The sequence below is a fragment of the Paenibacillus sp. FSL L8-0638 genome, from assembly GCF_038593075.1.
GTDB classification, from domain to species: domain Bacteria; phylum Bacillota; class Bacilli; order Paenibacillales; family Paenibacillaceae; genus Paenibacillus; species Paenibacillus polymyxa_D.
In genome coordinates this window covers 5,636,338-5,663,112 of the sequence record NZ_CP151960.1, presented here as the reverse complement: position 1 = coordinate 5,663,112, position 26,775 = coordinate 5,636,338, and the positions used below count along the sequence as shown (strand labels likewise).

The 26,775-nt window shown below is 46.5% G+C and carries 18 protein-coding genes and 1 pseudogene; 10 read left to right on the top strand and 9 right to left on the bottom strand.

The window, feature by feature from the left end; translation table 11 throughout:
• Positions 1 to 21: 21 nt before the first annotated feature.
• On the bottom strand, positions 22 to 852 hold the full coding sequence (locus MKY35_RS25265; RefSeq protein ID WP_039271872.1) for a carbohydrate ABC transporter permease: 831 nt from the start codon (positions 850 to 852) through the stop codon (positions 22 to 24).
• The gene (locus MKY35_RS25260) at positions 852 to 1,748 is read right to left on the bottom strand and encodes a sugar ABC transporter permease (RefSeq protein ID WP_342445138.1); all 897 of its coding nucleotides are present in this window, start codon (positions 1,746 to 1,748) and stop codon (positions 852 to 854) included. The genes MKY35_RS25265 and MKY35_RS25260 overlap by 1 nt, the downstream gene beginning before the upstream one ends.
• A 121-nt stretch (positions 1,749 to 1,869) precedes the next feature.
• Between MKY35_RS25260 and MKY35_RS25255 the strand changes: the two genes are divergently transcribed.
• From MKY35_RS25255 to MKY35_RS25225, 7 genes are all read left to right on the top strand, one after another.
• Complete coding sequence (locus MKY35_RS25255; RefSeq protein ID WP_342446708.1) at positions 1,870 to 3,735, top strand: histidine kinase; 1,866 nt, start codon at positions 1,870 to 1,872, stop codon at positions 3,733 to 3,735.
• Positions 3,728 to 5,374 (top strand): response regulator, encoded by a 1,647-nt coding sequence (locus MKY35_RS25250; RefSeq protein ID WP_342445137.1) that lies wholly within the window; start codon positions 3,728 to 3,730, stop codon positions 5,372 to 5,374. Before MKY35_RS25255 ends, MKY35_RS25250 begins: the two co-directional genes overlap by 8 nt.
• A 106-nt stretch (positions 5,375 to 5,480) precedes the next feature.
• Positions 5,481 to 6,785 (top strand): extracellular solute-binding protein, encoded by a 1,305-nt coding sequence (locus MKY35_RS25245; protein ID WP_039271867.1) that lies wholly within the window; start codon positions 5,481 to 5,483, stop codon positions 6,783 to 6,785.
• 318 nt (positions 6,786 to 7,103) lie between these two features.
• On the top strand, positions 7,104 to 8,132 hold the full coding sequence (locus MKY35_RS25240) for an NADH:flavin oxidoreductase/NADH oxidase (protein ID WP_185156344.1): 1,029 nt from the start codon (positions 7,104 to 7,106) through the stop codon (positions 8,130 to 8,132).
• 190 nt (positions 8,133 to 8,322) lie between these two features.
• A complete protein-coding gene (locus MKY35_RS25235; RefSeq protein WP_342445136.1) occupies positions 8,323 to 9,249 on the top strand; it encodes an ABC transporter ATP-binding protein in 927 nt (308 codons plus the stop codon).
• A complete protein-coding gene (locus MKY35_RS25230) occupies positions 9,242 to 9,952 on the top strand; it encodes an ABC transporter permease (protein WP_342445135.1) in 711 nt (236 codons plus the stop codon). Before MKY35_RS25235 ends, MKY35_RS25230 begins: the two co-directional genes overlap by 8 nt.
• A 28-nt stretch (positions 9,953 to 9,980) precedes the next feature.
• Positions 9,981 to 10,715: an ABC transporter permease gene (locus MKY35_RS25225; protein ID WP_342445134.1), complete on the top strand. Its 735-nt coding sequence runs from the start codon at positions 9,981 to 9,983 to the stop codon at positions 10,713 to 10,715.
• A 193-nt stretch (positions 10,716 to 10,908) separates the two neighbouring features.
• On the opposite strand, the gene MKY35_RS25220 is transcribed toward MKY35_RS25225, so the two are convergent.
• From MKY35_RS25220 to MKY35_RS25210, 3 genes are all read right to left on the bottom strand, one after another.
• Positions 10,909 to 14,499 (bottom strand): family 14 glycosylhydrolase, encoded by a 3,591-nt coding sequence (locus MKY35_RS25220; protein ID WP_342445133.1) that lies wholly within the window; start codon positions 14,497 to 14,499, stop codon positions 10,909 to 10,911.
• A gap of 306 nt (positions 14,500 to 14,805) precedes the next feature.
• A complete protein-coding gene (locus MKY35_RS25215) occupies positions 14,806 to 16,977 on the bottom strand; it encodes an alpha-glucuronidase family glycosyl hydrolase (protein WP_342445132.1) in 2,172 nt (723 codons plus the stop codon).
• Between the two features lie 35 nt (positions 16,978 to 17,012).
• Positions 17,013 to 19,211, bottom strand: coding sequence for a glycoside hydrolase family 52 protein (locus MKY35_RS25210; RefSeq protein WP_342445131.1), 2,199 nt, complete (start codon positions 19,209 to 19,211; stop codon positions 17,013 to 17,015).
• Positions 19,212 to 19,377: 166 nt separating this feature from the next.
• Between MKY35_RS25210 and MKY35_RS25205 the strand changes: the two genes are divergently transcribed.
• Positions 19,378 to 20,322 (top strand): AraC family transcriptional regulator, encoded by a 945-nt coding sequence (locus MKY35_RS25205; RefSeq protein WP_209947625.1) that lies wholly within the window; start codon positions 19,378 to 19,380, stop codon positions 20,320 to 20,322.
• A 148-nt stretch (positions 20,323 to 20,470) separates the two neighbouring features.
• Positions 20,471 to 20,584 (top strand): annotated as a pseudogene (locus MKY35_RS25200) (dehydrogenase); the annotation flags it as partial.
• A gap of 136 nt (positions 20,585 to 20,720) precedes the next feature.
• On the opposite strand, the gene MKY35_RS25195 reads toward MKY35_RS25200, so the two are convergent.
• Positions 20,721 to 21,899, bottom strand: a complete 1,179-nt coding sequence (locus MKY35_RS25195) for an MFS transporter (protein WP_342445130.1) — start codon at positions 21,897 to 21,899, stop codon at positions 20,721 to 20,723.
• Between the two features lie 156 nt (positions 21,900 to 22,055).
• Between MKY35_RS25195 and MKY35_RS25190 the strand changes: the two genes are divergently transcribed.
• Positions 22,056 to 22,499: an Lrp/AsnC family transcriptional regulator gene (locus MKY35_RS25190; RefSeq protein WP_023990936.1), complete on the top strand. Its 444-nt coding sequence runs from the start codon at positions 22,056 to 22,058 to the stop codon at positions 22,497 to 22,499.
• On the opposite strand, the gene MKY35_RS25185 is transcribed toward MKY35_RS25190, so the two are convergent.
• From MKY35_RS25185 to MKY35_RS25175, 3 genes are all read right to left on the bottom strand, one after another.
• Entirely contained in the window at positions 22,485 to 23,666 is a 1,182-nt protein-coding gene (locus tag MKY35_RS25185; protein WP_342445129.1) for a serine hydrolase domain-containing protein, read from the bottom strand. The two genes, MKY35_RS25190 and MKY35_RS25185, sit on opposite strands and share 15 nt — an antisense overlap.
• 801 nt (positions 23,667 to 24,467) lie before the next feature.
• Positions 24,468 to 25,355, bottom strand: coding sequence for a copper amine oxidase N-terminal domain-containing protein (locus tag MKY35_RS25180; protein ID WP_342445128.1), 888 nt, complete (start codon positions 25,353 to 25,355; stop codon positions 24,468 to 24,470).
• Between the two features lie 496 nt (positions 25,356 to 25,851).
• Positions 25,852 to 26,754 (bottom strand): AraC family transcriptional regulator, encoded by a 903-nt coding sequence (locus tag MKY35_RS25175; protein WP_342445127.1) that lies wholly within the window; start codon positions 26,752 to 26,754, stop codon positions 25,852 to 25,854.
• Positions 26,755 to 26,775: the final 21 nt, after the last annotated feature.

Below are 26,775 nucleotides of genomic sequence, written 5' to 3'. Positions count from 1 at the left end.
ATCTGTAATGATGTAATTGCCTCAGCCTTTGACGGCTCCGGCAACAACGCCTTTGACAATGTATTTTTGTAGAAAAATAAATACGATAATCGAAGGCAGCACAGCCATTACCATCGCGGTCATGGCGTATTGCCAGTCGGATGTGTACTGTCCGACGAAGGTATAGGCGGCCAGCGTCAGCGTCTTAGTGCTGGGTGAGCCGTTAACCATGAGTAACGGAAGCAGAAAATCGTTCCAAATCCACATCACGTCGATAATGACAATGGTGGCGGTGACTGATTTCAGCAAGGGGAAAATTACGGAAAAGAAAAGCCGGAAGCCCGAGGCCCCATCGATTTTGGCGCTTTCGTCAATCTCGACCGGAATGCCCTTCACAAAGCCGTGATAGATAAACACTGCCAGCGGAGCGCCGAAGCCCCAATACAGCAAGCCAAGTCCCCAAGTGCTGTCTGCCAGATTTAAGTCTTTCGCCAGTCGCAAGACAGTGAGCATGATGGACTGAAACGGGATCAGCATCGGCATAATGCACAGCATGTAAATCACGGAGCTCCATTTGCTCTTGGTTCTTGCCAGCTTGTAGGCCGCGATGGAAGATATCAGTACGATACCTGCCAGTCCGACGACGGTAATAATGGTGTTATTCAGAAATAGGCGTGGATAGTCAATGAATTTCCATACATATACGTAATTATCCAGCGAAAGCTGCTTAGGCAGGGCAATGACGTCGGTCATGACCTCGGCGAAGCTTTTGAACGAATTGTTAATGGCGAGAAACAGCGGGTACAAAAATAACAGTGATAATACAATCATGCCCGCTTCTAGCAAAATACGTCCCGTACGGCTGCGTTGCATCAGGCTTCAACCTCCCTGCGTTTGAAAATAGACAATTGAATAATCGTAATGATCAGGACTGCAACGAATAAAATCAATGCTTTGGCTGTTCCGTAGCCATACAGATTGTTCTGGAACGTGTCCCGGTAAATATCATACGCAATGCTGTATGTCGTACCTCCCGGCCCACCGCCGGTCAGAGATAAAATGACGTCAAACACTTTGATTGAGTTGGTCAGTGCCATGAAGACTGAGATCGTAATGGAAGGTGCAAGCATCGGTAGAATAATACTGAAAAATCTCCGAATCGGCCCCGCGCCATCGACAATGGCAGCTTCTTTTAGATCCTCTGGCACAGATTGCAAGCCTGCAATATAAATGACCATGTAAAAGCCAATGGATTGCCAGATCGATACCGCCAAAATGGAAACAAACGCGAGCCCTTCCTCACCTAGCCAACTGAGCTGGAAGATGCCCAAGCCTGTACTGTGTCCCAATGACTCAAAGCCTTGCATGAAGATGAATTTCCATATGAAGCCAACAATCACGAGACTGAGGATATAAGGGATAAAGAAGGCCGCTCGCAACCAAGCCGAGCTTTTCAGCTTCATATCGAGAACGAGCGCCAGCAAAATGGCCAGCACATTCACCAATACAATGTACAGGATGGCATACTTGACGGTAAACCAGGCTGCATGTGCAAAATTGGCGTCTCCAAGCAAGATTTGCTTGAAGTTATCCAGACCTACAAATTTCGGATGTTTGGATATGCCGTTCCACTTGGTCAGGGAATAGCGTATCGTCATTAAAAACGGAATATAAAATGCAATCGTAATGCACAAGATTACGGGCAGTGTGAATAAACCGAATTCCAGTTTACTGCCCTTGTCACCCCGGGTTCCCCTTTTTTTCAGCATAACGCACCTCTTTTTCTCAACATTTTCCGCTCTTACGTTCCAAGCTGTTTAAGATATAATGAAAGTATAGGATAGCTCTAGGGCCGGACCAATGGATTTAAGAAAACAGTTGAGGGTAAAAATGTGTACGCTTTCAAAAGGGGCGATTATCATGATGTCAGAGCGTGTAAGAACGTTTCTTCGCTCTATGTGGAGGAGAATCACGCAAAAATTAGTGAACAAGCTCATTCTACTTTTTACCTCGGTGATTATTCTGGTGGTGGGCTCACTCACAATTATTTCCTATCAGATGATTGAAAAGGAGTCGGTTAACCATAGCATCGCCAGCACGACCAATAATCTGCTGCTGGTCAATCAGAATTTGGAGGATTACTTGGAGGGAATGCAGCAGTTGGCTCTTCCGCAGCTACGTTACAACGATATTATGAACGCGATTGCCAATGAGAACTGGGACTATGCTTCGAGAATGGTCATTGAGAATTACTTGCGTAGCATGTTTTATTCGCGTACCGATCTGGAAGCGATCTATCTGTACGTGGCGGACCGACATCAATACTATGTGGTGACCAGGGAGACGTATAACATTACGGTGCGCAAAGGAATAAATACAGATATTCCCAAGCTTCCTTGGTATAAAGAGGCGATGGCCAGTACCACGAACGAATCATTTCAATCCTTTGTGGGGTCCCGCTCTGATATGGGCTATGTAGCGCCACAAGCCAGCTTTATGGCATACCATCGAGTGCTGAGGTCGATTGCATCCCGTCACCCGCAGGCGGTGCTGTCCTTTTATTACAATACGAGCGCCGTGGACGAAATCATGCAGAACATTCCACTGGGCAAAGGGGACCAATTGATGCTAATGAGCCCTAAAGGGGTTTCCTTTTATGTGAACAGCTTTCCGCTATATGAGCGGATGCGTGATTCCGGAGTGTTGGCACAGATCGGCAAGGGAGGAAGCGGGCGAGTAACGTGGTCTGATCGCAGTGGCAATCAGGAGTATCTGGTTGTCTATGATGCTGGCGAAAAAGATGGGTGGCAGCTCATTAAGCCCATCCCATACCGCCAGATTTATGAAGCAGCTACGACAACACGGAATTGGAGCTATGCCATCGGGGCTTTATTTTTAGGCGTGTCTATTATATTAGTGACACTGACCTCGAACGCCATTACCCGACCTTTACATAAGCTGTCCACCCAGATGAAGCGGTTTAGCACCGGAGATTTTGGAGCAACAGCTCCTGTGAAGGGACATGACGAGATTGCATATTTGTCGCTGCATTTTAACGAAATGGTCCAAAGAACCGAAGAACTTATTAATGAGCGCTATCGCATGAAGCTGGTCGAAAAGAACGCCATACTCAAGGCGTTGGAGGCTGAAATTAATCCTCATTTTCTGTACAATGCCCTGCAAGCCATATCCACACAGGCATTAAAGCGGGAGATGTTCGATATGGCGGATATGGTGGATGCGTTGGCCCAAACGTTACGGTATTCCATCAACGGCAAGGATATCGTAGCTGCCCGCGAGGAGCTCAAGCATATTGAACGATATATAGGTCTGCAAAAAGCAAGATTCGGAGCGAGACTGCGGGTAGAAGTGGTATGGGAGGAAACGCTGATGGGGCTGCCGATTCCGAGGTTATCTGTGCAGACGTTGGTGGAAAACGCTATCAAGCATGCGTTGGAAAAAGTATCAAGCGATATTCTGATCGTCATTTCAGCCGATTCGAGTTCTACAGATGCGAATGCCACAATTGCAGTCAGGGACAACGGGCCTGGATTTTCAGAGGACAAGCTGAGACTGGTGCTGGATTCATTCCATGAAAAATGGGAAGAACGGGAGAGTGAGCATATTGGTTTGAAAAATCTGAACACACGGTTGAAGCTTTTGTATGGAGATCAGGCAGGATTATTCATCCTTACGGATGAAACGGGAACGGAAATGAGAATGCAAATTCCCCAGGGAGGAAGTAGTCATGTATAACGTATTGATTATTGACGATGAAGAGCCGTTGCGCGAAGCCATTCGTATTATCGGGGACTGGGACCGTCTGGGGATCGAACATATTTATGAAGCGACGAATGGAAGATTGGGACTGGAGCTGCTGGGTCAGCACCCTATAGATGTGGTGATGGTCGATATGAAAATGCCTGAGCTGAACGGTATCGAATTTCTCCGTGCCATCGAGAAGGCATATCCCCATCTGCTGACGATTGTCATTAGCGGCTACAACGACTTTGAATTCACACGGCAGGCGATTCAATCCCGGGTAGTGGATTATCTGCTCAAGCCTATCAATCGTCAGGATCTGAACCAAGCACTGCGCAAAGCAGTGGACATTCTGGAAAGCCGAGAGCAAAGCAAAAACAAGTCCATTAGCCAGAACATTACGCTGAATATGTCACTGCCGAAGCTGAAAGAGAAGCTATATTTGTCCATTTTGGACGGTAGCTTTAAAAGGCAGGCCAATACGGCGTTGCTCCCATTGATCGGAGCGGATCAGCCGGGGAATCGCTTTGGGGTGATCGTGCTGCGGCTGCTGAACAGGGATGAGATTCGCAGGACACGTTTTCATGGCGATGTCGATCTGATGGATTTTGCTGTAACGAATGTATTAGCGCAGACATCAGATGAACGGTTGAGTTGTTTTAGCTTCCCCCATCCGCGACGGGAGCGCGAGGTCATTTCGATCTGTACCCTGGCCCCAGGGCATGAAGAACATATGTCCCTCCTACTGGCACAAGTGGCACAGAAGGCGGTTGTGAACCTGCATGGGCTGTTCCGTATGGTAGTAGCGGCCGGAGTGGGCAAGCTCTGTACAGGCGTAGTGGAGCTGGCTTCTGCCTATAGGGATGCCAAAACGCTCATTCACAGCACGGATGTATTGAAGCTGGAAGGGGAATCTATTCTCCATACGGTGCCCCGGCAAATGGGTACCTCAGAGGAAATGTCTTGGACGGAGCAACTGTTGTCGATCCAAAAGGATGCTCAGACAGGTCAGGCAAACCGGGCAAAGGTGCTGCTGGGTGATCTGCTGAAACAATTGGCAACAGGTCCTGTTTTCCGTTTACAGGATGCAGATCGATTGATGCGGGAGTTCCATTTTCTACTGAAAGAGGCAGCGATTGAGTTGGGTGCGTCTACGTCAGCGTTGAATCAAGATGGAGCTTTGGAAGAACCGGAGCACGTGGGGGAAAGCGATTTGTCTGCTGATTTTACGAGCTTTGTTCACTACGGTCAGAGATTGAATCGGATGCTGGAGCTTTACATTGCTGGGGTCCAACATGCTCAAGCGGGGAACCAGCCCTTTGATATAACAGACATCAAAAGGCACATCGACCGTTATTATTTTGAGGATATTAAAATTTCGTTTTTTGCTGAAACCTATTTTTTGAGTCGGGAATACTTGATGAAGCTGTTTAAGCAGCAGTTTGGTTACGGTATTCACGAATATGTACAGAAGGTTAGGATGGACAAGGCGAAAGAGCTACTGGGCGATTCTAGCCTGAAAATACAAGAAATCTCGGATATGCTCGGCTACAAAGATAAAAATTATTTCAGTAAGGCTTTTCGTAATTATTATCAGGTATCACCGTCTGAGTATCGTGTGAGCTTGCAATAAACCACTTTTTTACCCTTAATGCTTCACTAATCTGCCTTTTTAAATCGGAGTATATTTTTTAGAATGATCGCATGGACGTTGATCACAAACAAATGGGGGAGTATCCATGTTAAAGAAGATGATGGCGTTATCCGGCAGTTTGCTTTTGACGGTCGGTTTGTTGAGCGGATGTGGAAGCAGCGGCGGCACGGATGCGTCGAAAGAAAGTGCTGGCGGCAAAGAAGATTTGAAAACGGTTACAATAAACATGTTCACAGCCTCACCAGAGTATACCGATGCTTTTAACGCGTATATCGAGGAGTATAAGAAGGTCAAACCTAACGTGAAGATCAATTTGGAGATCATGCAGGCAGACTACAACACGATTCTGAAGTCGAAAATAGCTTCAGGTAGTACACCGGATGTATTCCAAACGACGGCAGGAGGCGACATCGACACGTATGCGGATTATAGCGCCGATCTGACCAATGAGCCGCTAGCAGCAGCCATGACGGATGCTGTTCGAGCGAATATGAGTTCCAGTGACGGCAAAGTGCTCGGACTCCCGGTGAAGGGGAACCTGTTTTCGTTGATTTACAACAAAGATTTGCTTACCAAAGCTGGGATAACCTCCCCGCCAAAGACGATTGCAGAGATGCAGGATGCGGTCACCAAGCTGGAGGCGAAGGGCATTACTCCATTTGCGAACGCATATAAAGAGTGGTGGGTATGGAAGCACATCTTCATGCACTATGTAGATGCTGCTGCACAGGATGCAGGCGTGGAGTCGAAGCAGCTCGTTAGTGATTTTATCGCAGGTAAAGCAAAAATCAAGGACTACCCAGTGCTGTACAACAACTTCTTTAGCTTCATTGATTTGACGGTGAAACATGGCACAGATAAGCCGCTGGAACGGGACAGCAATGCGGGAGTAAGTGATTTTGCATCTGGAAAAGCAGCATTTATGACGGGTAAAGGTGCGTGGGATGAGGAAGCGATCAAGAAAATTAACCCTGATCTCAAGATTGGCATCATGGGGTATCCGGTGAGTGACAAAGCTGATCAATCGGTCATCATTACCGGTGCAGATCAGGCGCTGCGTATCAATAAGGATTCCGAAGTATCGAAGGAAACAATTGAATTCTTCAACTGGCTGTACACTTCGGAATACGGTAAGAATTGGTTCTCCCAGGTAGCGAAGGTGATTCCTCCAATTAAGGATGCACCGCTTCCTGATCTGGAAATGCCTAAGGAAATGGAAAGCATTTTGAAAACGTCGAAGTCCGGTGATCTGTCTGTTAACTACTCCTTGGATACATTCCATCAAAAATTTGGCGAGCTGATGCAGGCTTATATCAGTGGTAACATGAACAAGGATCAGGCAGTTGCAGAGATTGAAAAGGCATGGGTCCAATTAGGCTCAGCGCAATAAAACTGGTTTCGCAGGGGCGCCCGTAAGGGCGTCTTTTGTGTTATGGCTAAGAGTCGGGAAAAATGCAGACAAAAAAATATTTAATAATATTTAAATATTTACTTGCAAAAAGTTATTAGGTTGTGGATAATAGATTGTGTGCAATACATCTACAACCTTACGATATACATAATGACTGCACGGTGCAAATACGAGGGATACCCCAGTTGGGGAATCTCTTTATTTCGTTTGGACTGTGCCGATTGTGCTTATAATAGACCGTGTAATTTGGAACGCATTTTTAGTTATGTGGTAGAGATGAAAAAGGAGATGAGCGTTTTGAAGACTTCGTTGTTTACACCGTATACAATCAAAGATTTGGAGTTAAAGAATCGTGTGGTCATGGCACCGATGTGCCAATACTCGGTCACAGCCAAGGATGGGATTCCGAATGATTGGCATCATGTTCACTACCTAAGCCGAGCAATTGGAGGCACGGGGCTGATTATTATAGAAATGACAGACGTGGAACCGGATGGACGGATTACCGATTATGATCTGGGTCTTTGGTCAGATGAACATATTCCGGCTTATAAGAAGCTGGTTGACGGTATTCATGCGCACGGGTCCAAGGTAGGCATTCAGATTGCTCACGCGGGGCGTAAAGCTGAGGATGCAGCAGAGCCGGTCGCTCCCTCGGCCATCGCATACCCGGATGCGAGTTATAAGCAGCCGCGCGCACTGACCACAGAGGAAGTCCGTGGCATGGTGCAAAAATTCGCAGACGCCGCCCGGCGTGCGGTTCAAGCGGGCGTGGATACGATTGAACTTCACGGTGCACATGGTTACTTGATTCACCAATTCCATTCGCCGGTTACAAACAAGCGAGACGACGTGTATGGTCAGGAGCTATCCCTTTTCGGCGTTGAAGTCATTCAGGCTGTGCGCAAGGAAATGCCTGCGGGTATGCCGTTAATCTTCCGCATCAGCGCGGTGGAATATGTAGATGGTGGATACGATGTGGATCATGCTATTGAGCTGAGCCGAGCATATCAGGCTGCAGGCGTAGACGTGATCCATGTCAGCTCGGGCGGAGAAGGACCGGCAGGCGCCAGAAAGCCAGGCAACTATCCGGGCTATCAAGTGCCGTTTGCTCGCCAAATCCGCGAGGCGCTGAATATCCCAGTCATCGCCGTTGGCGCACTGGATGAACCAGCCTTGGCGCAGTCTGTTATCGGCAATGAAGATGCCGATCTGGTCGCTGTGGGACGTGGATTGCTGCGTGATCCATATTGGGCTACTCATGCAGCGGTGGCATTGCGCGGTGAGAAGCCTTCCATACCTGAACAATATCAACGTGGCTACTGAGGCCTAAGTAATCCCACGTTGTTTATATATAAACAAGGCACCTGCAACGAAGTGTACGCTTCGTCAGGTGCCTGTTTTGTTTTTATCGGGATAATGATTGGTAAATGAATAAATGTGATGGTTTTTACATTTTGTGGATGATTCAATCTGTATAATAATTATATTTGGTGTGTATAGGAGGATGAAAGAAATGCAGTATGTTATTGAAACGAAAGGCCTCCGCAAACAGTTCGGGATGTCGGTAGCTGTAGACGATGTTTCCTTACATGTGGAGCGGGGGAGCATTTACGGTTTTCTTGGTGAGAATGGAGCTGGCAAAACAACGACCATCCGCATGCTGATGAGGCTGATTGAGCCTACAAGTGGGGAGGTTTTTTTATTTGGCGAGCGGTTGGAGACGAATTATTCATCTATCTTTTCCAAGATTGGAACGATTATTGAAACACCCGGGCTATATGAAAACTTGAGTGCACGCGATAATCTGAGAATATGCTGTAAGTACATGGGAATGAAGGATGATGGAAGAATAGAACGTACCTTAACCACGGTAGGTTTAGAGCATACCGGTAAAAAGAAGTTCAAAGATTTTTCCCTAGGGATGAAGCAAAGATTGGGGATTGCGAGGGCGCTTGTTCATGACCCTGAGTTGCTCATATTGGATGAGCCAACAAACGGACTGGACCCATCTGGAATTAAGGAAATTCGTCAGCTATTGAAGCGGTTGTGCGAGGAAGACGGGAAAACAATTCTTATTTCCAGTCACATCTTGAGCGAAATTCAGCAGTTAGCTACACACATCGGGATTATACATAATGGAAAACTGTTAGCGGAAGATCGTTTGAGCCGGTTAGAGGAAGGCTTTGAGCAATATACAGATGTAAAGGTAGACGATGCAGAAGCAGTGCAAGCATTTCTGCAAGAGCACATGAAGCAGCTTCAATCTAATGTGATATCCCCACAACAACTAAGAATTCATAGTCAGATTGAGAATACAGCCGCGTTAAATAAGCAGTTAATAGATCATCAGTTTTCAGTCTATGAGATACACACCACAAAGCAGACACTGGAGGAGTACTTTTTAACACTCATTTCAGAAGAGGGTGAGCGGCATGATTAGAGCAGAACTTATTAAGCTTAAAGGCTCTAAAGCCTTCTTGTTGAGCTATATTATATTACTAGCTGTTGTACTGTTGATGTTTGGATTGAGCGCTATTTTTTACAGATATTCAATTGATAATCTGGGTTGGGACTACTATTTTACAAATATTGTTTCCTTGGTCAATATTGCAGCGGGATTTATCAGCTATTACATTTTAACGGGTCATATTTTTGCAAGAGAGTATCAGGAAAACACGCATCTATTTATGTTTACCACGCCTGTCACCAGGGTTAAATTTTATTTTAGTAAATTGATCCTTATTTATGGATTTATAATGGTGTCCTTATTTCTCGTTCTGTTTTTGTCTGCCTTATTAGGCATGTCCATTACAAATCGACCTTTAACGATGGCTATCTGGGTATATCAGATCCAAGTATTTGCCAAAATGTGTGCAATGCATGCGATGTTGATCCCGATTGCCTCTTTTTTTGCTATACGCTGGAAGAGCATCATGGTGGTTGTGCTCGTAGTTTGTACTGCTATATTTTTGAATTTTATATACAAAAGTGAATGGTATCCTTGGATTGTGCCCTATCTCTTATCTCCTAATGAAAGAAATGCGACTATACCTACCAATGTTTCAATAGCATGGTTCAGCTTATCCGTGACCTTTCTTCTTGGATTGTTTTTATCCATATGGACATATCAAAGAAAAGACTAAATGGAGAGTTTTTGAGAGGAGGGTTACTATGCTTGACCTGGTTAAAGCAGAGTGCTTGAAGCTGAAAGGAACTAAAATTCTATTTCTAAGTGTGTTTATTTTAATAGCAACCGTATTTTTGACTTTTAGTACTTACGCCATAAATCCTAAACTTTCCTTGGATCGTGACGGGTGGAATGAATACTTTATGGATTTTGTATCCTCCGTTAATTTAATAACTGGGTATATGAGTTACTACATTTTGACCTGCTATATCTATGCGAGAGAGTATCAAGAGAACACCCATATTGCCCTGTTGACAAACCCGGTTCAACGAACTCGGATTTACTTCAGTAAGTTGCTCGTTATTTATATGTATATCGCTGTTAGCCTACTGATGGCATTTGTGCTATCTACAGTATTGGGTACGTTTATTACGACCAGACCGCTAACCTTTGAAATTGTTATGTATCAGCTTGGGGTATTTGCTAAGATGATTCTTATGCACGCTATGCTCATCCCGATCATCACGTTCTTTGCTATTCGCTGGAAAAAATTTGTACCCGCCATTATTGGGATGTGTACGGTTATGTGCTTAAATTTTGTTTTGATTAATACACCGGGGAATACCTTTTATCCATGGACAGTGCCGTTATTGTTTTCTCCCCATGGACAAATGGGCAGAACATTCACGTATGTTCCTGGAGGGGTCATCAGTATTTTCTTTATATTTGTGCTGGGACTTTTTTTAGCGTTGCGAAGTTATGTTCGTATAGAAAAATAAGTAGGGTATAAGCAAAAAGAAATAGACCGCCCTGGAGAGGGGAACACGGTCTATTTCTTTTTCAGCCGACCGCTCTTCAAAGCGGCTGTTGCCAAGAGTAGGGATGTTACCAGCATCCTTGCTCTTTTTTAGTATATCCTTCTATCATTTATTTTAGCACATCTGAATAACCAGTGTAACTGAATAACGCTGTTTACTTGGTGAAAATTTTAACTTCCTTTGGAGCGAGAGTCACGGTGATTGAACCATTGTTAATCTGAACGGAGTCGTTGCTTAGCTGGTTGGTCAGGCGGGTTCCGTTGGACAGATTATCGAAGTTGCCAATCGTGCGGGTTTGACTATTCCAGGAGTTGTTGATAAATACGATGGCCTCGTCACCGTTTTTAGAGCGCTGAAAACTGTAAAAGGAGTCGTCCACCCATTTTTCCTTTTGGCTGCCGTTTTGCAGAGCAGGGTGGTTGTTGCGCACATTGTTCAGCTTAGCGATGTACTGATACAGGTCATGGTTGGAGTTGAAAGCCATATTCTCCCGATTGCCGGGATCATCTCCGCCATTAAAGCCTTGCTCAGTGCCTTGGTAGATGATTGGAATTCCGCGTGACGTCAGAGTAAAGCCCAAAGCAGTTTTGAGCTGTGGCCATTTGTCATAGTTAGCACCTGGCTTGCCGGAGGCGTCATTCAGGAAACGTTTTACATCATGATTGTCAATAAATACACCGTTGGTCTGGGCATCGCGATAGTAACGATCATCGGAGTAGCGTTCCTTGATTTTTCTCATGGATTGATCGTGTCCGAACACATCCTTGATTGTATAATACATCGGAAAATCTAATGCGGCATCGAGATATCGGGTGTAATCCCCCACATAAGCAGGGTCGCCATGGAAAATTTCACCCATGGTGAAGGTATTGGCGGCTTGGTCAAAATCCTTTAGAAAACCCTTCGGTACATGCTTGGCGGTATCCAACCGCAGCCCATCGATGCCTGTCTCATTCAGCAGCCACTTGATCCAGTTTTTAAGCTCGTTTGCGGTAGCGGGGTTTTCATGATTTAGGTCATCCAGTCCAGCCACATCACCGTTTTCAATTTTCCATTGGTTGTTAGAGTTGTAGTCCCCACCTGTAATTTCACCATTGTGATGATACCAATCTGTTTTATCAAAAGGAGCCTTGGCGATGCCGTTCCCCGGTTGGAAATCACCTGTGTGATTCACGACGACGTCCAGCATCACAGCGATATTTTTGTCATGTGCCTTACCAACCAGCTCTTTGAACTTGTCCATTGTACCGAGATGCCCGTCTACCGCATAAAAATCATACGTATGATAGCCGTGGTAAGCGTATTCACTTCTTTGCATCGTTACTGGGGTAATCCAGATCGCGGTAAACCCCATATTTTTAATGTAGTCGAGTTTGTTAATAATACCTTGAAAATCGCCACCATGCCACTTGCGTTGATCGCTGTTGTTGGAATTGAAGCCACCGTAGTTATCGTTGGACGGATCTCCGTTGCTAAATCGGTCTGTCATGATAAAATAAATGCTTTGTTCGCTCCAGTCTACGTTGAGGGGAGTGGGCTTGGAAAGGGTACCCGGATCTATAGGAGTGAAGGCGCCTAAAGGCGCCTCCGTTTGAGCAGGTACTTCAACTCCGTTAGAGTTGGGTGCATAGGTAGAAGTACTTACGTTTAAAGATACACCCGAAAGTTTTTCTGTTGGGATAAGTCCTGCCACTTCGTTGAGGTCGGTTGCGTAGGTAGAAGCCCCTACGCTGAGGACGCCCCCCGAAGGTGCCCCCGTTCGGATAGATCCTGCAGCCCCGTTCAAGCCGGGTGTGTAGGTAGAAGTTCCAGTGCTGAAAAGGTAGTTCTTCGAGTTATTGCTGTCCCAACTGTTATTGCCGTCATTAAAAGCAGCTTCCAATTGGGAGGCAGAACCGATATCGACGGTAATTTTGGCATAGCCGCTAATCTCGGCATCCTGCATTTTCACACCGGGTACGGCAGTCCAGTTTCCGTTAGCTGGGCGGTAGTGAATGTAAGGCGGGTTAAAGCCTTTTTTGTAGTATACCGTTACCTTGTTAGTTGTACCGCCGCCATCCCCGGGAATCGTACCCGCTGGAGCGCCAGATGTGATCGTTCCCGCATTGCCGCTGTTACCGGGCGTGTACGTAGAAGTGCCCGTGCTGAAGGAGTAGTTTTTGGTGTTGTTGCTGTCCCAGTTGTTATTGCCGTCATTAAAAGCGGCCTCCAATTGGGAGGCAGAACCGATATCGACGGTAATTTTAGCATAGCCGCTAATTTCGGCATCCTGCATTTTCACACCTGGCGCTGCAGTCCAGCTTCCGCCAGCCGGACGATAGTGAATGTAAGGTGAGTTAAAGCCTTTTTTGTAGTATATCGTTACTTTGTTGCCTGTACCGCCATTATTGTCAGGCTTGGCTTTGCTGATGATATATTGTTTGAATCCACTCAACTCACCGGTTGGTGAGCCATCATTGTTGACGAGATTGTTGAGGCGTAAAAGTGTAAAGCCGTTATAACCGAACTTCGTGATTTTCTCCTCGATTTTTTGGAAGCCGCTGCCGCCTGTCGGAAGTGCATTTTCACCATTCAGGCGAACACCCTTGGCATTCGCGATGGAGGAGACGGTATCAACCAGGGTGGACGGCAACGAATAATTCGGTGCTGAGCCACTGTCAGTCATCTCCAGGCAAGTGAATGTCAGGTCTAGATCGGCATCCTTGAATTTCTGAATGAGACGGTTGTAATCATAATATCCACCTGCTTGTTCTGTGCTGTGCGGCATAGCAGGATTGTTCATTTGCCAGTGCAGACCGGAAACTTTGGCCCCGATCCGGACACCAAACACAGAATCGAAGTTTTTGTGGGCCGCTGCTCCGATGACACCTAAATGCTTCTCAAGTACACTTTGGTACCACGACAGAAAATCCTTTCCATATGTGGAATTATATCCGCCGTTCGTGTAAAATCCGTCCCCATCGGTCGGTGGATTGATTTGGCTAAGGCTGGTAAGTTTGGTGCCCCAAGCAGCATTAATCTTCTCCAATGATCCGTACTTGTCATTCATAGCTGTGCGGAATGCATTTTTGGCTGTTTCAGTATAAGCTTGGAACTTGCCTCGTCCCGGGTAGCTCCACCCTGCTGCTGGATAGTAGGACGGATAGCGCAATTCCCCAGAAGGACCGCCGCTCAAATAAATTTTGGGAATGATACTTTTATATCCGGCAAAGTTTTCAGCGAATGAGGCATACAGCTCGTCATATTGTTTACCGGTTCCGCTCCACAATGGGGAGAGGGCTTCACTATTGGCATAGCCGCTTTCGTCCTTGAATTGCATTTCATCTGCACTGCCCTTGCTCGGCAGCCAGCTTGGCAGTGGGATGTTACAGTCATCTCCCACATTTCCTCCACACTTATGCGTAGAGATAATAGGAACCCACTTCAGTCCCGCTTCTTTCACGGCATTTGCATAGGTCTTGTAGTAGCTCCAATCGAACTGGTTATCTCCTGCGCTCTCCACATAGCCCCACCAGACGTCGGTAGTGATGGCATACACGCCATTGTTTTTCAACGTTTGTAGCTGCTTTTTAAAGGAACCCCAGTCATTGATTTTCGCCAGCGGTCCCATGACGGAAGCCTGAAAATCATCTGCAACCGCTGCGCTCGCCGTATTAGAGGGTGAGCCAATGAAGGCAGTCAGAGACAGCACAAGGCTTAGTAGAAGCATACACCCTTTTTTCCATAGACTTCGATACAAGGTCAAACCGATCATCCTCCCCAAAGCATAGTCTAATTCGACAACATTTTGTAAACGTCTACAAAAATAGTATAAAGCAAGCGGTTGCATAAAAAGAAGAATTTATTGCGCACTCAAGGTGGACAAATATGACATTTTACGTAAGCAACCGTGTGCCTAAAAGTCTACAGGCAAAAAAATAAGGCATAGGTCTGAGGAGACGCATGCCCTTTAGTGATGTGCGGATAGCCAAGCCAGTATAGGAGAAAATGAACCTAAGCGTATAAAAGTCTTGTTCCAGTCTGTATGGAAAGTATTGCCGAGACAGCCTGCTTAATAAATAGAGCGATCCTTCTGGTCGGCAATGCCGCTTTTACGGTAGAAATACGTATTGATCCGATCCCGCCATTCTTTGGCATGCTCTGCCTGATGCTCCAGCCGCTCCAGCACCTGTTCATACATGGTATCATTCAGCTGCCCTCGTAGACTAACCCATGTGTCTCGAAGATGGGCCGCACGTTCTGCACCTTCAAAATGGGTATCATAAATGTGCTGTATGATAGTTTGGCCGGAATGGAGCAAGTGTGTATAAGGAACATGGTGAAAGAATAAGAGCAGCTCATCCGGACAGGTGTCCGTAGATTCGTAGATATCGGCATGGGGAGCAAAATATTGTCCTGCATAGCCGGTCCCGGTTGTGGTCGTGCGATCTACTCCAATCCCTCGGCAATCAGCAAAATGGTAGGTTCCCCACTTGGAATATTCGTACCCGTCTACATCCGGCCCATAGTGGTGATCGGGACTGACCATCCAGCCGACCCCCAGAGGGGCGGTGTAGGATTCGTAGATATTCCATGAATTGAGCAGCATCTGCTTAATAGTAGAAATTAAATCTGGGTCGCCTTCGCTATTCCCTTGTCTGCCAAACGTCAGCCGAACCCACTCATCAGCGATTTCTTCCGCAGACAGCTCCGGGTCCCATGCTAGTCGACCATAGCCATAAAGATTGGACTGGGCGAGCAAATGTCCGGTCCAATTGGTGTCTGCACCAATATTGGATACAGCGGCTATTCCATAGTTGGTAGGTTTGGGAGAATGCAGGGCGCCACTCACAATACGCTTGATGGTGGAGCCTTTTCCTTGGGCGTAGGTATCAAAATCCAATATTTCCTTCCATTGCGGAACAAGGTAACATAGATGCTTCTGTTGGCCGGTATACTCTTGCGCAATTTGAAATTCCAGCAGTACCTGAGTGGATTCCAGCGCACCGAACAGGGGGGAGACAGGCTCCCGCACCTGAAAATCCATGGGGCCATTTTTGATCTGTAAAATGACATTTTCCCGAAACAGCCCATCCAGTGGTTTAAAATGGTCAAAGGCTGCGCGAGCTCGATCCGTCTTGCGATCGCGCCAGTCCTGCTTGCAGTTGTAGACAAAGCAGCGCCAAATCACACGTCCGCCATAGGGCTGCAACGCATCTGCCAGCATATTGGCTCCATCGGCGTGATGGCGCCCGTAGCTGAACGGTCCGGGCCGATTTTCGGAATCGGCTTTGACCACAAAACCACCCAGATCAGGAACGGCGGCGTAAACTTCCTGGGCTTTGGTCTGCCACCATTCAGCTACAGCTGGTTCCAAGGGATCGGCTGTAGTTAACCCGCCGAGCTGAATAGGACTGGCATAGTTAATGCTCAAGTAGATCTGTATGCCATAGGCGCGGAATACCGCAGCTACTTTGGCCACATCCGGTAGGAATTTATCTGTAATCAGCTCGGTTTCTACCTGATGGACATTCACATTGTTAATGGATAGCGCTTGAATGCCTACAGAAGCGAGTAGACGGGCATAGTCTCGCAGGCGCTCCATATTTGCAGTAAAGGCATTATTGTCGTAGAAAATGGACCCACCCGCATACCCGCGTTCAATACTACCATCCATGTTATCCCAGTGGTTGATCATACGGATGGGATTAGCTGGATTAGACAATAGGTCTAGAAGGGGGGCGTGCAATGATTCCTCGGCGGCGGGTTTCAGTTTGCCGTCTAATCCTCCTTGAAGGTAGCGCATCAGATGAAAGACTCCATACAATACGCCTTTGGAGGTCTGCCCCGCGACTATAACGTACGGTCCTTTGAACTCATCGTTACTGTGCAAAGCTGAATATGCCGGATCTGGCATCTCTAGCCCGCGAATTCGGTAGCCTTCCGCGCCCACTTCTGCCTGTTCCGCCGCACTGAATCGTTCTGCGACCAAAGGATGCGTTGGGAACGTACCTAGCGCAATGAATGGCGCATTTACAGGAACGGTGCTGATTTTCGGCTGCTGTCCAAACATGGAGGTCAATCCGTGCTGAAGCTCACTCGCAGCCGATTGAAGCACTTCATCTGTCTCATGGACCACGATGACCCTGCACCAAGCGGGCAGCTTTTGTACCTTACTATTGCGGCTGTAATGCAGCCAAGCCGCATAGCCGCTTTCTTTTGGCATATCCATAAGCTTGCTCATATTGGAGCCTCCTTTTGGGCAGGTGAAGATGATCCTCAGACATGCTGTTTCTGATCCTGACTCATATGCTCTGGGAGAGTCAGACGGTTGCCGTTGCCTTCATACAGCCACAAAATAGCGGTAACTCCGCGCGGATAATATTTACTGCCATGGGCAATGCCCGAGAGTATCTGATCGCTCCAGCACCAATAGGATTCTTCAGGGTGAAGGAGCCATGAGACGTGGGCAGCGTCTGCGGCCTGCCCAGCTTCTTCCCAAGGCAGTTCCAGCAGCTCGCGGGCAATAAACTGTGACAGATAGATTTTGCTCAGCCAGGAGTTGTTACTGGTCGAGGACAGCTTCCAGCCTCCGTCTTCAAACAGACAAACTCCCGGTACCAGTACAGTTTCCAAATGGCGCCGCAGTGCTTGGATATATCCACCGAACCGTCCATCAGGCTTAAGCGCAGCCTCACATCCTGTAAAGTAAGGAAAGATTAGTCCCTCAATGGCAGGAATGATCTGCGAATCATTACCTTCCTGAATAACTGCTGGAATATAGCCCTTGTCTGTCATATGTGCTGTGATCGCTGCTGCGCATTTGTCTGCCTGTAAGCCAGCCTCCTGTGAAAGGGAGTTAAGCCCTTTTGAGGCAAATATCTTTTCCAGAGCAACATATACAGCCCAGCATTTGCTGCCCAGATAGATGTTGTTGCGGGACTGACCCAGAGATACGTCCAGACTGTCGTAGGTCGTAATTTCCGCGCCTCCCCGGGTTCTAGAGCTGTCCAAGCCCATCAAGCCGTTTCGTTGTGCCGGGTCGGGGTGATCCCGTCGTAGCATGCTTTCGAAGCAGTCACACAAAACAGGTAGCATACGTGTCGTAAATGACTGATCCTGTGTCTGCTCGATATATACCGTGGCGCAGCAAAGCCAGTTCACCAGTTCCTCGTGGCTCATGTAAGAGAAGCAGTCGTCAATCCCTGCCAGCTCATAACAGGAGTATCCCTGCCGGGAGAACACGTTGGCTACGCCCATATCATGGGTAAACGTGATACCACCGGGATAGGTCTGTTCCTCTCCCGGAAAGCGTACCTCATCCCGATAGCTGTACCTTTGGACAAACCACTCCAGCTCGTTGCGTACCGTCCATGGATTCAAAATCAATTCATAATAAAGCTGATCCGCCGTCAGATCGAGGGTATTCATCATCCGATACTCGCCTTCGTTCACAATCCAGATCGGTTCTCCGTCCGCTTGGTGACTCAGCAGTTGAGTACTGCCGTAGTAGCTGTGGATCGCCTGAGCGAGCATAAATTTCTGGTCCGGGCTCAGGTCTGCCGACTCCATCCAGCGATTAGCCTGAACACAGGCTGCAGTCAGGTCTGTAAAATGCTTCAACGCATAGTTTCCCACGTCCTCAATATCCTTGAACAGCTGGGTATAGTAATACGACGCTTCGATGCCTGTTGTCACAATGCCGCCGCGATAGAAGCATATGGCGAAGGCATATGTGCGCTTCTCACCTGCGGGAACGTCCATCAGGAGCGCACCCGTCGTACCCAGGCCAAAGGATAAATTCTCGGCCATGGTCTCCCCAAGCAGCTTCTCCATTGCAAATCCGCTGGCAGGTACCGCTTCACTGCTGTTGGTCACAATGGCTGTACTGCGCCCTTGGCCGATGCCTGTGAGTCTTTCCTCCAATGGGGTAGAATCCGTGGCGTCCCTGCGCGGATCTTTTCCTATAATGCGTATGCCGCTATACGGATCACTGCCCTGATAGCCGAAAAAAGCTCTTCGCGCTGCAGTCCCCTGCGTGTTATCGACGGTTAACTCGGCGAATACCGCCGGAACCAACGCTGCTCGCAGCTCATCCATACCTGCAATTCCCGGCTCGGGTACCGGGCGAACAGGAGAGTACAGCCGGAACGTCAAATCGCCCGCCTGCCATGTATCCGTTCCTACTTTTAGCTCACGGGTAATGTCGGAATCAGCAAAGGCCATAAGCTGCGGTTCCGTTCGTTTACCCTTTTTCTCCACGTCGTAGCGGGCACTTTCATCCTGTGTGGATGCAAAGAAGGGAAGCGCCTCGTATGATTCGCCATCTCTGGATTGCAGCCCGATATATACATTTTCGTCGGCAGGCTTGCCCAGCTCCAAACCAAGTCCGCCGCGATTACCCTTAAACCCAAGTGTAAAGCTGGAAAAGGAACCGATAGGTGCATGCTGTGTGTTATAAAATATATTTTTCGACATATAATGAAACCCCTTTCATGATAAAGTTCAACTTTGATTAACTTCACTTAGAGCCTAGCATGTCATGTGGTGGGGAACCATTGTCAAATCGCTCAACTATTTATCCAAATCGCGCTGAAAGCGATATACTGGGGTATATCCATGTAAGTAAGCCAGGAGGGAAAACATGTCGTCACCACGTTTACCGAAGCGTCCCCATCATCCGGACCTTACAGCTGCCGGAGAGGAATTCTTTTTTCCCGATGTGCGGACCACAGTCAATCTGTTTGCCATTCATACACGAAGTGTGGGAAGAGACTGGAGCTATCCGCCACACGAGCATCCTCAATATGAAATTAACATCGTGCTTGCGGGAGAACAGATCATGGTTGTGGATGGTCGTAGCTATACCCAGCGACAGGGTGATCTGGTGCTGCTGCGTCCGGGGATTGTTCACTCCAGTCATAGTAACGGAGAGGGATTTACGTATTTTTGTATGCATTTCGACATTGATGATAAGCTGTTTCTCTCGCTGCTGAGTCGTCTGGAGCAGGTGCTGTTTCCAGCTGAAGGCACAGTGGCAGGGCAGATGGGACCAGCGCTGGGCAAGTTGCTCGATCTTTCAACGCCGGAAGACATAGGAATTGGTAGTGATTCGGTGGCAAAGCGAATGCGGATTCAATCTGCTGTGTTTGAACTGTTCGCAACGTTGTGGGAGGCTGTATCCAGCGAAGCCGCTCATCTGCCGGGGCGTGGATATGTGCAGGCAGAGCTTGCCCATCAGATTGCCAGTCGTCTTCAGGGCAGAGTAAATCAGCCCTATGGGCAGGCTGGCTCGGTGGAAAAACAGGATGGGATCGAGGGGATTTCATCCGAGCTAGGTATTAGCGTATCCCATTGTAATCGTGTATTCCGTAGTGTTTTCGGCGTTTCTCCCCGTGTATATCTATCCGGGCTTGTGCTGCATGAGGCCAAGTTGCTGTTGGCTGATCCGCAATGGTCGGTGCAACAAATTGCCGATATGCTCGGCTATGGGGATATTGCGCATTTTAGCAGACAGTTCAAGCGCTGGTCGGGCCAGTCGCCGACATCCTATCGCAAAAGCTCAGTGCAGGAAAGCCCATCTGAATAAAAATAAGTATTCCTTTAAAATAGTTATGATATAATCCCTATAGAGTAGCTGAGAATAATACGCATTTACATAATCAACGTGCTTAATAATCAAATAGAGGAAGAGGTTCAGGCGTTTTTTGAAAAAGTCGGAGCATTCGACCATCTGTTTACACCGGGGGGGGTATAATGAGGAAATTGCACATACTGTGTTGTATCTGATGGCGAACAAGTTTACCACCGGAAGCGTGCTGTTCCCGGATGGTGGTTATACGTTGATTTAATTCGCAACGAAGTGCATGTTTCATTCTAATCCAATCCGACAGGCAGGAATAAATCATTAAACAAAAACCGGTTCAACACCATACAAAGTGTTGAACCGGTTTTTTATGATAACAGGCTTGGCCCTCTTGCAACTCTTTAGTTTTGCACATCTAACCTTTTATATTTTCGAAAAATACGTGGATAAATTACTTTAGTCCCGATACATACCATCGCCAGCATGGCGAACAGCAAACCGCTCCACAGCGTCCCCTCAATACCGGCTCTGGCAATAAACCATCCCCCTGCCAGCGAGCCCAGCGAAACCCCCAGGTTAATAAACGAGATGTAAAGACTGTTGGCAAACGCGGGAGCTTCTTTGGCCTCATCAATCACCCAAATCTGGGCGACAATCAGTCCGCTGGTATGAACGGCCCCCCACACAATAATGATGAAGAGCGTAGGGATAAATGAAGAACTGATCCCGTACAGCAGCAAATAGGTGCCCCCCAAGACTACTGGATGGAAAAGAGCGGTGCGTACCTTATGCAAGCCCATGAGCTTGCCAGCCAATAGATTGCCGAGCATTCCGCCGATGCCGAAAATAATAAGCAGTAAACTGATAACATTGCTGCTCATCCCTGTATTTTGCCCCAAATATTCGGCAGAATAGCTATACACCGAGAACATGGCTGCAAAAATAAAAGTAGCTGCCCCGATATTGAGCCACAGCGGTATTTTACGCAAAATGCCAAGCTGCTTCCGATAGGAGAACATTTCGGCTTGTGGTGTATCCGGCAGCATGAATAAAATACCAATTCCTGCAATCCCATTCGCTACCGCAGTAAACCAGAAGGAGGCCTCGTATGAAATTTGATTGGCGATATAGGCCGTAATTGGAATACCGAGTACCATTCCCATGCTCGTGCCGAGAAAGGCTTTGGCGGAAGCTTGCGTTGCTTTTTCCGGGGGATACAACGCAGTGGCGGCGACAAAGGCAAGCGAGAAATACACCGGGTGAAACAGAGCCGGAATGATACGTAAAATTACTAGTAGATAAAAGTTGGATGTATAGGCTGACAGCAAGCTTGTTACGGCAAAAACAAACAACGACATTGTCATGATTCGCTTGCGGTTAAACCTGGACAACAATAGCACCATGAAGGGACCGAACAGCGCGATGATCAATGCAAATGAACTGACAAGAAACCCAGCCTGAGCTGCCGTAATATGAAAACGTTCAATGATGACCGGCAAAATACCAACCACACCGAACTCAATCGTGTATACACCGAATAGGCCAAGCGCAATAAAAAGCAGGGGCTTACTATATTTCATTAGTTTCATTCCCTCTCTATTTCTTCCTGCTTTACGTCCTTGATTTTGCATGATAATATTTCATTAAATCATAAAATAATAAGCCAATATCCGAAATAATGCATAATAATAATTGCATTTATGCAATATTACCTTGGATTTAAGGAGATAGATTTGATGGATCAAGTGGATCATAAAATTTTGTTGTGTCTACAAAACCAAGCGCGTATCTCCATGACCGAGCTGGGAAAGGAGGTTGGGCTTTCCCAGCCTGCCGTAACAGAAAGAGTGCGGCGCATGGAGGATAAAGGTATTATCACTGGGTATCGTGCCATAGTTTCACATGAGAAAGTTGGAAAACCGATCATGGCTCACGTGCTCGTGCATACGAATCAATGCAATTCATTTGTTGAGTTTTGCCAATCTGCACCTGAAGTCATTGAATGTCATAGAATCAGCGGCGAGCAAAATTACTTACTGAAAGTCATGGTTGAGTCTATGCTCAAGCTGGAACAGTTCGGGGATGAGTGTGGAAAGCACGGGCACTCTACCACGTTAATTGTCCTGTCCTCGCCTGTAGACCATAAACATGTAACCCCCACTTTATTAGACCCTATTTGAGCTACCGTAAATGGCTTGGCAAAGCTCGGTTGTAAACGGACCTGACATCCCTTCAAATGCTGTATTGGTAAAGGCGACCACACTAAGTCTTAGTGCGGGATCAACGAACCACGAATGACCGTAAGCTCCTCCGAGACGCCACGTTCCGGGTGATTCTGCTGTCCCACTTTCATCGGGATTTTGGAGTACGGTGAATCCTAATCCAAAACCCCGCCCCGGCCAGCCTGCCAAGGGAAGGTTCCCGGTCTGGATGGTGCCCATTTCGCGGACCCATTCCTCTGAAAGTAACGGATTGCCGCCGTTTCGCAGTGTTTCCAACAGTCGCATGAAATCTTTTGCGCTGCCAATCATACCAGAGCCACCAGAGTGGAAAGCCGTGGGATCAAAGGCTCGTGCAGGCTGAAAACGAAGTCCTGCAGTGCCTTCAAAAACCTGCGCAACCTCAAGCTCACGCATCCGCCGGGGTTCTGATATATCATTGACATAAGGAGCCGCAAGCCGTCCGGCATCCGCGACCGCGAAACTGGTGTCGTGCATACCGAGAGGTTCGGTAACGAGCTTTTTAACAGCTGCATCAAGGGTTGTGCCACATACACGGCTAATGATAGCGCCGAGCACATCAGTGGCAATCGAATATCCCCATGCTTTACCCGGTGTATATAACAGAGGCACAGAAGCCAAACGTTGCAAGTTCTCCTCCAGCGTAAGATTTGAAAAATCCATGCCATCTGATACGCCTGCACGATGATAGGGACCCCCGCCTTCTTCCTCTAAAAAGCCATAGGTCAACCCGGCAGTATGTGTCAGCAATTGGCGTACTGTAATGGAGGGCTGCTCACCACTGATTAATCGGGGGCGAAAATCGGGCAACCAACGTTCAATAGATTCATCGAGCTTAATCAATCCTTGGGCTACCAAAACCAAAGCCGCAGTAGATACAATCGGTTTGGATACAGAAGAAAGCCGAAATAAAGCATCCTCATGCATAGGACGTTGTTCTTCTCGATCAGCCAGCCCCGCCGCTCGGACATACACGGGTGAACCATCCATATATATCATGACGACTGCGCCGACCAGGCGCTTTTCGGCAAGGGTTTGATCTATAACTGCATTTACACGTCCGTCCAGACCAGCTTGTATCGCAAAAACTCTATTATCCAAACTCATACATATCTCATCCTTTCTATGATCCAGCGATTATCGCTTGATGGAACTTAGTTTACAGGATGGGAAGACGACATTACATAAGGTAACAAAGGTATTCAGTGAGTATTTACGTTAAAATAAAATTATATTAAAGGCATAACCTTGGATTTAAATGAATGGGATTTTACAAGAAGTTATGCTGCGTTTTATAGCATCTTTTTAAGTTGAGATCACGCTCTTGTGATACGTTGGAAATAGATGGTGAAATTCACAATAAAAAAGGGGGGTTATTAATTGAAAAAGCACTAAGAAATAAGTTGGCTTGCTTGGTTGTCCTAGGAGGGGGTTTGACCGTAATTGCTACGGGAAGATAAGATGCTTTCACTGTCTGATGATTATCGTTTTAAAATAGAGCGGTCGAGTTTGAGCCTGACAAAGTAGACGACAATTTAGAAGATAATTTCAAGTGATTTTAATTTTTCAATTTTCTAATCAAACGATCCAGAACGTACCCAATAAGATACCAGAAAACTACTGTAGTGAAGTAAACAATGGTTATGGGGATGTCTGCTTCTCGCACAAATCGAAATGATTCATACATCCAAACCAACGGGCTAATGACAGCCAAGAGTATATTATAGTCGTCGTGCTCCGTAATATTTACAGTAATAACTAGACACGAGATTAGGACTAGCCAAAAACGAAAAGATTTCATTGCCTATACCTCCAAACCAATATTGTATCAATTTATTACCACGTACCAGCTTAGATTCTGGTCTTTATTAATGTAAGAGGAAAAGAACGCATGCAAAGTCAATTCGATCATTTTTGTTCATCAGGGATATCAAAAAAGAAATTTGTTGGATCAACTGGTTTTTGCCCTGAGTTTATCTCTTTCCCAGTATTGTCAATGAGATTGTAACTGATTTCTCCAACAGCGGCCATGAAATTAAAATGGGTTATTCGCCCTTGAATTGTAGGTTTCTGGCCGTCTTGTTCCACTAATTTATAAGGCAAAAAGGATAGACCACTGCTCTCCCTTTTGGTTGAGTCAAAACGTGCTGTCCATATTAATTCACTACAATCGTTGCTGATTTTATAGTATGAAATAACATCCATCTCCTGAATAAAAAACGAATTTGATTTGCCTTCAGGAAAATAATAGTCTGTGTTCAGATTTTCATACCCTTTGGGTGTATATTCTTTTAAATTGCTAACTTTGGGAAGTTTGATTGCTGCTCCTCTGGATACATTAAGCTTATCCGATGTATATTTGTTTTTTATTTCATTGTTTGCTTTCGCTACATAGGCCGTCTGAGATTTTGGATTCCAGGAGACATACGCATTGGATGAATCAGCAATGAATCGGAGAGGGATCATAATCCGTCCGTTTTTCAATGTAGTGACAACAGGCAAGGTTATATTTTTTGAACCAAGCGTTGCAATTTTTTGCCCAACTTTTAATAGTATTTTTTCACCGTTACGATCTATTGTGACTGTCTTGGTGCTATTATTCCATGTGATGGATACACCAGGTAAACTTTGAACAGCGTTTAATGGGACCATGGTAATCCCATGAGATTGGTAAGTTTCATCAGAGGATACAATTGAATTATTAACGATGATATGTGTCGAAGAAGCTTGTGCTGGTCCCGCACCTAAAGTAAGACCTAAAATAGATATGCAAGCTATTTTTGAGACAGAGCTCATATTCTATACCTCCACAATTTGAGTGACGCTGGATTCTTTCAGACTTTTCGATTTACGATATACTCCCGATATATGATTTGGATGGGATGGTGATGGTTGGATGAATCGTACCCGCAACCTAGGCAAGTTAATTAAAGAGTAGAGTAATGGTCAAGTCGAACGAATTAAAGAACAGGATATTTTATCATGAGTGAGCCGTTTGCTACTATGTTTGTATTCGCAGGAAACAACGGAAGTGGTAAGGGGACAATGGGTTAACGTCGTTGATAGTTACTTGCAAACTAAAAATGCTGATCAAGAATAAACCGACAACTGTAAGATTCAGTTAATCGGTTTATTCTGTATTTACATCGGATTGTGTCCACAATGTCAATTCGATGTGTATTGCACCTCAAAACGGAACCCGTCAGTAATAAACTGTTATTATTTTTCAACAGACTTTAGCAAGACGATGAACAGCATCCTGATCGTAGCGGCTTCTTGGAATTCTTTAACTCTACACTTTTTTCACTGGACGTAACACTGCGTAGCCGTATCCTTCCGGGAAATGCCGCTGATAATCTTGCTTTGTTTCCTCATCCCATTCATACCCCAGGCTGCTAGGGTCAAAGTTCCAAGCTTTCTCCTCCACCATTCTCATAACGTCGCCATTGTTTTTTAAATAATTGAAGGGTGGGTGGAAAAACACCAGGTAATCTGATTCGGGGATGTCCCGGCACTTCATTCCTGCGGGAATCTCTCCGGCGTAGTCAGCGGCAACCGGTATTCCATAGAGATATCCCTTCTGACCATCCTGATAGAACCAGCCCGCAGTTTGGCCCAATTGTTCGGGAAGCTTGAGATGAGACATGCTTTCCAATGTTCCGCAAATTTCATCACAATTGTGACCGTTTCTCCAGAAATCACCGTAGTTTCGAGAAGAAGTATCCCAGATTCCAATAAATTTGTGTGCTGGTATATGCTCGATTTTGACTTCAGCTTCTTGCAAATGATCCTTAACCATCTTATCCCGCTCCTTCAAATGGTAATGATAAGGAGAGAACACCTCAACGCGAATGGCTAACGGAATAGGTCGGGGCTCCTTCTGGTATACAGCCGGAGTTACCTCGAATGCTTTTACAAATGCCCGTGTAAAAGCCTCCTGTGAAGAAAACCCATACTTTATTGCAACATCGAGGATGCGGACATTGCCATCTCGGAGTTCTAGCGCGGCACGGCTAATCCGGCGCATCCACACATAATCCCTTAACGTTATTCTTGTAAGGGAATGAAACTGTTTTGTACAGTAGTAAGGGGAGTAGCCTAACTGATTGGACATTCTCAACAACGAAGGTGCTGAAGTAAGATTATTATCAATCCAATCGATCATAAGCTGAACCATTTCGTTCCATTCATACACGAGCGTTCCCTCCTTTCGACT